This window comes from Saccharibacillus sp. O23 (genome assembly GCF_002205895.1).
In the GTDB taxonomy this organism is placed as follows: Bacteria; Bacillota; Bacilli; order Paenibacillales; family Paenibacillaceae; genus Saccharibacillus.
Genome location: NZ_NJDE01000003.1, coordinates 558508 through 568845, shown reverse-complemented (window position 1 = coordinate 568845; position 10338 = coordinate 558508). Strand labels below are relative to the sequence as shown.

General features: G+C 53.8%; 7 protein-coding genes and 1 rRNA gene. All 8 read right to left on the bottom strand.

Annotated features, from left to right (window positions below; all coding sequences use genetic code 11):
- Nucleotides 1–317: ribosomal RNA gene (locus CDO73_RS06480) — 16S ribosomal RNA — on the bottom strand; the annotation flags it as partial.
- A 497-nt stretch (nt 318–814) separates the two neighbouring features.
- Nucleotides 815–1912: an HD-GYP domain-containing protein gene (locus CDO73_RS06475; protein ID WP_088487706.1), complete on the bottom strand. Its 1098-nt coding sequence runs from the start codon at nt 1910–1912 to the stop codon at nt 815–817.
- A 253-nt stretch (nt 1913–2165) separates the two neighbouring features.
- The gene (gene gyrA, locus CDO73_RS06470) at nt 2166–4718 is read right to left on the bottom strand and encodes a DNA gyrase subunit A (protein ID WP_088487662.1); all 2553 of its coding nucleotides are present in this window, start codon (nt 4716–4718) and stop codon (nt 2166–2168) included.
- A gap of 340 nt (nt 4719–5058) precedes the next feature.
- On the bottom strand, nt 5059–6975 hold the full coding sequence (gene gyrB, locus CDO73_RS06465) for a DNA topoisomerase (ATP-hydrolyzing) subunit B (protein WP_088487661.1): 1917 nt from the start codon (nt 6973–6975) through the stop codon (nt 5059–5061).
- Between the two features lie 160 nt (nt 6976–7135).
- On the bottom strand, nt 7136–7387 hold the full coding sequence (remB, locus tag CDO73_RS06460) for an extracellular matrix regulator RemB (protein WP_088487660.1): 252 nt from the start codon (nt 7385–7387) through the stop codon (nt 7136–7138).
- Between the two features lie 27 nt (nt 7388–7414).
- The gene (gene recF, locus CDO73_RS06455; protein ID WP_088487659.1) at nt 7415–8524 is read right to left on the bottom strand and encodes a DNA replication/repair protein RecF; all 1110 of its coding nucleotides are present in this window, start codon (nt 8522–8524) and stop codon (nt 7415–7417) included.
- A 151-nt stretch (nt 8525–8675) separates the two neighbouring features.
- Nucleotides 8676–8894, bottom strand: a complete 219-nt coding sequence (gene yaaA, locus CDO73_RS06450; RefSeq protein ID WP_088487658.1) for a S4 domain-containing protein YaaA — start codon at nt 8892–8894, stop codon at nt 8676–8678.
- A 244-nt stretch (nt 8895–9138) separates the two neighbouring features.
- Nucleotides 9139–10281: a DNA polymerase III subunit beta gene (dnaN, locus tag CDO73_RS06445; protein ID WP_088487657.1), complete on the bottom strand. Its 1143-nt coding sequence runs from the start codon at nt 10279–10281 to the stop codon at nt 9139–9141.
- Nucleotides 10282–10338: the final 57 nt, after the last annotated feature.

The window sequence follows — 10338 nt, the reverse complement described above, 5'->3', positions numbered from 1 at the left end:
CACCCTCTCAGGTCGGCTACGCATCGTCGCCTTGGTGAGCCATTACCCCACCAACTAGCTAATGCGCCGCAGGCCCATCTCTCAGTGACAGCTTGCGCCGTCTTTCCTCGTCTCTTCATGCGAAGAAACGATGTATCCGGTATTAGCATCCGTTTCCGGAAGTTATCCCAGTCTGAAAGGCAGGTTGCCTACGTGTTACTCACCCGTCCGCCGCTAACTATCAGAAGAAGCAAGCTTCTTCATCAAGTCCGCTCGACTTGCATGTATTAGGCATGCCGCCAGCGTTCGTCCTGAGCCAGGATCAAACTCTCCATTAAAGTTGCGACCCGAAGGTCGGCTTATCAAGAAAGCACCATGTGCTCGTTTAAAACGTGGCGATTCTCGATTGCTCAAGAACCTTTTATTCTCACGATGACCGAAGCCATCGTTGTTCACTCGTTATCCAGTTTTCAAAGAACAAACTCGGTATTTCTCGTTTCCGCCGCTCAGTGTTTCTCGCAGCAGCAACTCTTATATATTAGCACGTTCGTTTTCGTTTTGCAAGCCTTTTTTGAAATATTTTTTTCAGGCTCTTTCGAACCGTTCATCCGATTTCCTTTTTCGACTCGCTCGCTTTTTCGAACCGCACCGGCGCTCTCTCAAGGCCGTTCCTAGAATATATCATGTGGGCATCAAGAAAGCAAGCATTTTTTCCGACTTTATCGATTAAACTTCAAAAAAGGCCGCCCTATACAGCAGGGAAGCCTTTTAGTTAGCATTTTGATTGTATGGTCGGCTCTGTCTCTCTGATCGGAACCGCTTCTTTACTATAGAGTTATAGCACTTCCATGATAAACAGATTTCGATTCTGAATCAGATTGATGATCTCGCCGTTACTCGAGACGATCGGCCGCGTAGGTTGATGCGCATCGGCGTAGACGATCTCTCCCATTCTTCGATTGCTCAGTTTGACTCGCGTACCGAGCGATAACTGCGTCGTATGCTGAATCAACAGACGGACGATCGCAGGGTCCAGCCTGCCGAACGAATCTTGTTGAAGCTGCTCCAACACCAAATAAGGAGAAGTCGCTCCGCGATAACGACGATCCAGCGTCATGGCATGAAAAATATCGGCCACGGCAACGATCTTCGAATATACGTGGAGTTTTTCGCCCGTCAGTTTAAACGGATAACCGCTGCCGTCGATACGCTCGTGATGCTGCAAGGCCGCCAACAGAACGCCTTCCTGTAAGGCAGTCGCGTTTTTGAGGATCTGATAGCCGTAAGTCGTATGGTTGTTCATCTCCATCTTCTCGTCCGCAGTCAGAGGTTCCGGTTTGTGCAGAATGGCAGGCGGTACTTTGACCTTGCCGATATCGTGCAGCAGTCCGGCAAGCGCGACTTGAATCCAGTTTTTCTGCGGGATGTCCATCCAACGTGCCAGCATATATGAAGTCAGCGCGCAAAGAACCGCCTGATGGTAGACGTAATCGTGTTTATCCGGCATACGAGGCGTAAATCCGAGAATCCGGTACCCCTGAATTTGTTCGATCAATTTTTCCAACTGCGCGCGCCATTGAAAGATCGGAATCTCCATGCCCAATACGGAAGGAAAACCGGTCTTGATCAATGCTACGGTTTGTTCGTATTCTTCGATAAAGCTGCGCTCTTTACGGTTAGGCTGCGTTCTTCCCGGTTCCGTGCTTTGGGATTGGGCGGCGTCTTCTTTTCCGCTCGGCTTGGAAGCCGCTTTTTCTTTTTCTTCAGCGGTATCTTGAATCTCGACCTCTTCGATCATAAATGCGCGAAGGATCTCCAGATCTCTCGGAAACAGCACTCTGCCTTTTTGAAAAAGCAGATTCCCTCTACTCGTAAACACGTTCGCTACAATTTTCTTGCCTGCTTCAAGCTCGCTTACGGCTATGCTTACTATGGCACACCCCTCCTTTATTGCGATAAAACGTTCACGATATTTATTTTTCCTGATCATTTCGATTATATGTCGTGATGCCAAGCGCAACAATACCAAAAATGTACCAAATCATCTTTCGGCAAAATCGGCGGATTTCTATATAAGCGGCCGGATGCCGTTATCGAATGCCGTTATCGAATGCCGTTCGATGAAAAAAGGGAAGTCCCGTCGGACTTCCCTTTTGGATCCTTCTATTCGACTTGCCGAAAATCCGTTACTCTTCTGTTTCTGTTTCTGCGTCGGATTCTTCTTCTTGCGGAGCCTCCGCGTCGGATGTCGGCAGAACCGTTCCCGCTTGTCCTTCGGCAAATTCGCCTTCTTCCAACTCGTCTTCGATCGGTTCTTCGCTCTTGTCGATTCGGCAGACCGTCGCTACCGCGTCGTCTTCGCGCGTCTGGATCAATCTCACGCCTTGCGTATTGCGGCCCATCGTGGAGATGCCGTCCATGCTCGTACGGATCAGGGTACCGCTCGTCGTGATGATCATCAAGTCCTCTTCGGCCTTGACGACCTTCAAGCTCGCGACCGAACCGTTACGATCCGTCACGTTGATCGTCTTGATGCCTTTGCCGCCCCGGCTTTGGATGCGGTATTCGGATTCCGGCGTTTTCTTGCCGTAACCTTTGCTCGTGACGATCAAGACTTCGCGGCCCTGCTTCACGACGTCCATGCCGATCACCGTGTCGCCTTCTTCCAGCGAGATGCCTTTGACGCCCGTCGCGCCGCGGCCCATCGAACGTACGTCGCCTTCCTTGAACCGAATCGACAGACCCGAGGAAGTCCCCATGATGATCTCCTGTTCGCCGTCCGTCAGTTTCGCGCCGATCAGCGAGTCGTCTTCGCGCAGATTGATCGCGATCAGTCCGCCTTTGCGAATGTTCGAGTAATCGGTTAGCGGCGTCTTCTTCACGATGCCTTGGCAGGTCGCGAAGAACAAGTAACGATCTTCTTTGAATTCGTTCACCGAAATGACCGCGTTGACCGATTCGCCCTGTTCGATCTGGATCAGGTTGATGACCGGAGTCCCGCGCGCCGTCCGGCTCAGCTCCGGAATCTCGTAAGCTTTGATCCGGTAAACTTTGCCGCGGTCCGTGAAGAACAGCAGATGGTTATGGGAATTGGTCGCGAAAAGATGTTCGACAAAGTCTTCGTCTTTCGTGCCCATTCCTACGACGCCGCGTCCGCCGCGTTTCTGGCTGCGATACGTGGTTGCCGGAAGACGCTTGATATAACCCGTATGGGAAATGGTGATGACCACTTCTTCCTGCGGGATAAGGTCTTCGTCCAGAATGCTGTCTTCGCCGACCGTAATCTCGCTGCGACGCTCGTCGGCATAACGTTCTTTGATATCGTTCAATTCTTCGCTGATGATATCGAGCAGCAGCTTCTCGTCGGCGAGAATGGCTTTGTATTCGCTGATCTTGGCGAGCAGCTCGTTATACTCGTTCTCGATCTTCTCGCGTTCCAGACCGGTAAGACGCTGCAAACGCATATCGAGAATAGCCTGCGTCTGCTCCTGGCTCAATTCGAAACGTTCCGTCAACTGTTCGCGAGCGGCGTCGGCCGTCTGCGAACCGCGGATGATCGAGATGACTTCGTCCAGATGATCGAGCGCTTTGCGCAGACCGTCCAAGATGTGGGCGCGCGCTTCGGCTTTCTTGAGATCGAATTCCGTCCGGCGGCGCACGACCACTTTCTGGTGCTCCAGATAGTGATACAGCACGTCCCGCAGATTGAGGATCTTCGGTTCGTTATTGACGATCGCCAGCATATTGACGCCGAACGTCGACTGCATGGCGGTATGGCGATACAAATTATTCAGCACGACGCTAGGATTCACGTCGCGGCGCAGCTCGATAACGATACGCATCCCCGTGCGGTCGGACTCGTCGCGCAGATCGGTAATGCCGTCCAGACGCTTCTCGCGTACCAGCTCGGCGATCTTCTCGACCAGACGCGCTTTGTTGACCTGATAAGGAATCTCCGTTACGACAATGCGAGCCTTGTTGCCGGTCTCTTCGATCTCGGCTTTCGCGCGCATCGTGATCGATCCGCGTCCCGTCTGGTAAGCCTGACGGATGCCCGAACGGCCCAAGATGTAACCTGCGGTCGGGAAGTCCGGCCCTTGAATATAATCCATCAGCTCAAGCGGCGTCAGATCCGGATTTTCGATCAACGCCTGAACGCCGTCGATGACTTCGCCCAAGTTATGCGGCGGGATGTTGGTGGCCATGCCGACCGCGATGCCCGATACGCCGTTGACGAGCAGGTTCGGATAACGTGCCGGCAGCACGACCGGTTCTTGTTCTTCGCCGTCGTAGTTCGGTTGGAAGTCGATCGTTTCTTTGTTGATGTCGCGCAGCAGCTCCATCGCGAGCTTGGACAGACGCGCTTCGGTATAACGCATCGCCGCGGCGCCGTCGCCGTCGACGGAACCGAAGTTGCCGTGGCCGTTGACCAGCATGTAACGCATGGAGAAATCCTGCGCCATGCGGACCATCGTTTCGTACACGGCCGAATCGCCGTGCGGGTGGTATTTACCGATAACTTCGCCGACGATTCTCGCCGACTTCTTGTGAGGTTTGTCCGGCGACATGCCGAGTTCGGACATCGCGTAGAGCACGCGTCTGTGAACCGGCTTCAGGCCGTCCCGCACATCCGGCAGCGCGCGGCTGACGATAATGCTCATTGCATAGTCCATAAAGGATTCGCGCATTTCCGTGCTGATATCCCGATCTATAACCTGCGTTCTTTGTTCTTCCGCCATGACTGCCTCCTTCTATCATTGGATGCTGTTCGCGTTTCCCGCTTCGACCCGCGAGAAACGACTGGAAACGCATCTTGAGTCCTGCATAAGCATACGGTGGATTGATTGTGTATGTTGAAAGTAAAGCCTTGAAAAGGTCCTGCAAACGCTCGGAATACGAGGTTTCCACATCCTTATTATTATACCATCAATCCAAACAAATGTCCGTATTTTGTACCGGAAAAACCGCTTGAAAAAAGGTTTTTTCTTCGACCCGAAACGTTTGCGGCAAAAAGAAAAGGCGAACCCGAAACGGGCCGCCTTTTCTGAAAACCGTTCCGCTTCGCGGACAAGGGCTGCGTTAAATATCCAGGTTCTTTACGTAACGCGCATGCTCGTTAATAAAGTCCCGACGCGGCTCGACGTTGTCGCCCATCAGCGTGTCGAAGATGGAATCGGCAATCATCGCGTCGCCGATCGACACTTGCATCATCGTGCGCGCTTCCGGGTCCATCGTGGTTTCCCACAGCTGTCCCGGGTTCATCTCGCCCAGACCTTTATAACGCTGAACGTTGACTTTGGCGCCTTCGCCGAAGCTCGCGATAATCTCGTCGCGTTCCGCTTCGCTGCCGGCGTACAGCACGGTCTTGTTGCGCTCGATCTTGTACAGCGGCGGCTGCGCGATGTACACGTAGCCCGCTTCGATGATCTGACGCATGTAGCGGTAGAAGAACGTCAGCAGCAGCGTACGAATATGCGCGCCGTCGACGTCGGCATCGGTCATGATGACGACTTTGTGGTACCGGGCTTTGGAGATATCGAAGTCTTCGCCGATGCCCGTTCCGATCGCCGTGATGATCGCCCGTACTTCCGCGTTCGACAGAATGCGGTCCAGACGCGCTTTCTCGACGTTCAGGATCTTGCCTCGGATCGGCAGAATCGCTTGGAAATGACGATCGCGACCTTGTTTCGCCGAACCGCCCGCGGAGTCCCCTTCGACGATATACATTTCGCAGATCGAAGCGTCTTTCGACGAGCAGTCCGCCAGTTTGCCCGGCAGGGCGCTGACTTCGAGCACGCTCTTGCGGCGCGTCAATTCGCGCGCGCGTTTGGCGGCATCGCGGGCTCTGGCCGCTTGCAGACCTTTTTCGAGAATGCGTTTGGCCGAAGCCGGATTCTCGTTCAGGAAATCGGTCAGCTTCTCGGAGAACAGCGATTCCACGATCCCGCGGACTTCGCTGTTGCCCAGCTTGGTCTTGGTCTGTCCTTCGAACTGCGGTTCCGGAATCTTGACGGAAATGATCGCCGTCAGACCTTCGCGCACGTCGTCGCCGGTCAGGTTGTTGCTCGCGTCTTTGACCAGGCCGGAGCGGCGCGCGTAATCGTTGATGATCCGCGTGAGCGCGCTCTTGAAGCCCGATTCGTGCGTGCCGCCTTCGTGCGTGTGGATATTGTTCGCGAACGAATAGATATTTTCCGTATAGCCTTCGTTGTACTGCAAAGCGATCTCGACCGCGATCATGTCGCGTTGTCCTTCGACGTAGATCGGCTGCTCTTGAATGACTTCTTTGTTCTGGTTCAGGAATTCGACGTATTCGCTGATCCCGCCTTCGTAGTGGAACGAGGCGCTCTCGCCGGAACGTTCGTCCTTCAGCGAAATCTTGATGCCTTTGTTCAAGAATGCCAGCTCGCGAATCCGCGTAAGCAGCGTCGAGTAGACGAATACGGTCGTTTCCGTGAAGATCTGCGGGTCCGGTTGGAAAGTAGTCGTCGTTCCCGTATCTTCTTCGTCCGTCTCGCCGATCACGCGCAGGTCGTACTGCGGCGCGCCGTAGCGGTACTCCTGCTCGTAGATCTTGCCGTCGCGTCTGACTTTGACCACGACCTTCTCGGACAACGCGTTCACGACCGAGACGCCGACGCCGTGCAGGCCGCCCGAGACTTTGTATCCGCCGCCGCCGAATTTGCCGCCCGCGTGCAGGACGGTCATGACGACTTCGAGCGCCGGACGTTTCAGCTTGGGATGTTCGCCGACCGGGATGCCCCGGCCGTTGTCGATCACGGTTACGCTGTTGTTCTCGTGCACGATCACCTGAATATGGTCACAGTAGCCGGCGAGCGCTTCGTCGATACTGTTGTCCACGACTTCCCATACGAGATGGTGGAGGCCTCTTTCGCTCGTCGAACCGATGTACATCCCCGGCCGTTTGCGTACAGCTTCCAATCCTTCGAGGACCTGTATCTGACTGGCATCATATGCTTGTTGATCCATTGACATGCTTCGTTCACCCACTCCTGTATTTTGTGAAATTGTGAGAAAAGAATACGAAACGCCCGCTCCCGAAGCCTTAGGACGAGACGGCATCGGGAAGGGCGGCGTATAGGAAAAAGTTCATGATCGGCGCGCGGCGAATGCCGTCGCTAAACGAAACCGACGGTCAAATGCCCGCGCTGAATGTCTTGGAACGCTTTTTGAGCGTTGCTGACGAAATCGGCGAATAATACACGACCGATTTGGTGACGACGATGGATTTGGCTTCCTCTTCGCCGATCGTTTCCACCTTTTTGCTTTCTTTGGCGGCGGTAACGAACTGTTTGGAGATTCGGGAAGACTTTTCGATCGAAACGTCGAAGATGGCGATCAATTCCGAAGAACGAATGATTTTTTCGCCGCCGAGATGAATATACATGAACCCGCAACCTCCCTGACCGTAGCTCTAGGATTCGACATGTCCTTCGCTGACCTGATAAATATGCGCGCCCTGCAGTTTCTCCGCATGGATCGTCTCGATCCCGGTCGCGGTGATAAACGTTTGCACTCGGCTCTGGAACGTTTCGATCAGCTGCGTCTGCCGGTAAGGGTCAAGCTCCGACAGCACGTCGTCGAGCAGCAGAATCGGGTATTCCCCGATTTCTTCGTGAATAAGTTCGATCTCCGCCAGCTTAAGCGAGAGCGCGGTGGTGCGCTGCTGGCCTTGAGAACCGAAATTGTGGACTTCTTTGTCGTTGATGAAAAAGCTCAGGTCGTCCCGATGAGGTCCGGCAAGCGTCGTTCCTCTACGGATTTCCTGGTCGCGCACTTGTGATAATTTTATCATAAATTGTTCCAATAAGACAGCTTCATCTTCCTCTTCGGGCTCGCCGAACGAAGGCACGTAACGCAGCATCAGACTCTCGCTCCCGCCGGTTATCCCCTTGTGGATATCTTGCGCCCAGATCTGGAGCTTGCGGATAAACCGTTTGCGGCGCCGGACGATGTTCGCTCCGTGTTCGGCAAGCTGTTCGTTCCAAATCTCCATCATGACCGGGTCGGGCGTTTTGCCGTACGACTGCTTGAGCATGTTGTTGCGCTGAAGAAGCACCTTCTGGTACTGCTGAAGATGGAACAGATAGCTCGGCTGCACCTGTCCGATCTCCATATCGAGAAAACGACGGCGGATGCCCGGGGTGCCTTTGACGATCTCCAGATCTTCGGGCGCGAACATGACGGCGTTCAGCGTACCGATAAAGTCGCTCAGTTTGCGCTGCTCCAGCCCGTTGATCTTCGCTTTTTTTCCTTTGGGAGACAACGTCAGTTCGAGATGCACGTTTCCGTACTTTTTCTCCACGTTGCAGCCGGCATAAGCGCTGTCTTCGCCGAAAGCGATCAGCTCGCGGTCTTTGGACGTCCGATGCGATTTGGTCAGCGCCAGCACGAACAACGATTCCAGCATATTGGTCTTCCCTTGAGCGTTGCGGCCGATCATCAGGTTCACGCTGCCGAAGTTTTCCAGTTTCAGTTCGCCGTAATTGCGGTAATTCTTGAGTGCGATGTCTCTAACTTGCACGTGATTTCGATTCCTCCTGTGCGTCCGCCGCAAAAATGAAGACGAGGCCCGCCTGCTGCTACGCAAAGCCGCCCCGTCTGTGTGGATCACCCGCCGTTTGCGGATGTCGTACGTGTCTTCGCGATCGACGCCGCGGCGAACGGGAGGGAAATCAGTCTTCCCGCGCCACTTTGAACGATCCTTCGCCTTCGACTTCGACCGTATCGCCGGGATACAGTTTGCGTCCGCGGCGTTCTTCGCTTTCTCCGTTGACTTTGACCAAGCCTTCGGCGATCAGCATCTTGGCGCTGCCGCCGGTGGAAATGCAGTTGGCCAGCTTCAGAAACGTGTCGAGCTTGATATATTCCGTGCGGATGGATACTTCATTCATCATTTTGCCTTCCTTTCGGTGCGGTGTCAAAGGAAAAGACATGGCGGCTCCCAGGGAAGTTCCGTTACGATCGCTTGTTGAAATCGGGAAGTTTGATTGAATTTTCGCGGTATCTTCCCGATTTCAAAGGCGAACGAAGCGTATACTTCCGAAGTGCATTTCTCCGAAATGCTTCAGCTCCTACACTGGAACTTCCCTCTGCGCCTTCTTGTCTTTTCTTGTTTTATATTATTTATTACATGAATTAATTCGTCGTCCGGTAAGGCAGGATGATATACAAACTGCGGCTGTCGTCGGTCGGTTCGATGATGATCGGACTCATCACGCCGGTAAAGCGGATGGTCAGTTGATCGCTTTCGATGACTTTCAGCACGTCGAGCATATATTTCGAGTTGAACGACAAACGAAGTTGTTCGCCTTCGAACTCGGAAAGTTCGATTTCTTCTTTGACGCGACCGAGCTCGGTGGAGCTGGACGAGATCTCGAGTCCGCCTTGTTCCATCGTCTGCATGCGGACGATGTTCGTCTTCTCTTCGCGCGACAGCAGATAAGCGCGGTCGATCGCTTCGCTCAGCTTCTTCGTGTCCAGCAGCAGGCGGGTCTTGTGGCTGGAAGGGATGATCTTCGACGTATCCGGGTACAAGCCGTCGAGGATCCGCGAGTAGAACAGCACGCGATCGACTTTGAACAAGACTTGGTTATCGGCCACGACGATATCCACAAGGGTATTCTGATCCGGAATGATCTTGCTCAACTCGTTCAGCGTTTTGCCGGAGATGACGATGTTGTTGAACTCGACGTCTTCCGCGCCTTCGAGCCGAACCGTGCGCGTCGCCAGACGGTGGCGGTCCGTCGCGACGAATTTGAGTTGGCCTTCTTTGAGGCTCCACATGACCCCCGTCAAGATCGGCGTCGTCTCCTGCGTGGAGATCGAGAAACCGGTCTGGCGGATCATATGCCGCAGCAGGTCGCCGGGAACGGAGAGAACGCGGTTCTCTTCGATGCTCGGCAGCACCGGGAACTCTTCCGGGTCCAGTCCGACCAGTTGAATGTCCGTCGCGCCCGCGCGGATAAAGGTCTGGAACCCGCTGCCCACTTCCATTTCGATCTCCGAAGTCGGCAGTTTTTTGATAATTTCCACGAAAAATTTAGCAGGGAGCACGACGCTGCCCACTTTATCCACCGTCACGACGGTTTTGTTGTCTTCTTCGGCCGGAATAAAAGCTTGGATCGAAATATCCGTGTCGCTGGCGGTCAAAGTGACGCCGTGGTAAGCCACGTCGAATTTGATCCCTCCGAGGATCGGAATAGTCGTCCGGCTGGAAATGGCTTTGGATACGTGTTGAATGGCGTCGCTGAGGTGCGATTTGGAAATGCTGATCTTCATCTCGTCACTCCTGTAATAGATAATATATTCTTTAAGATCTTTATAGTAAAAGTAGTA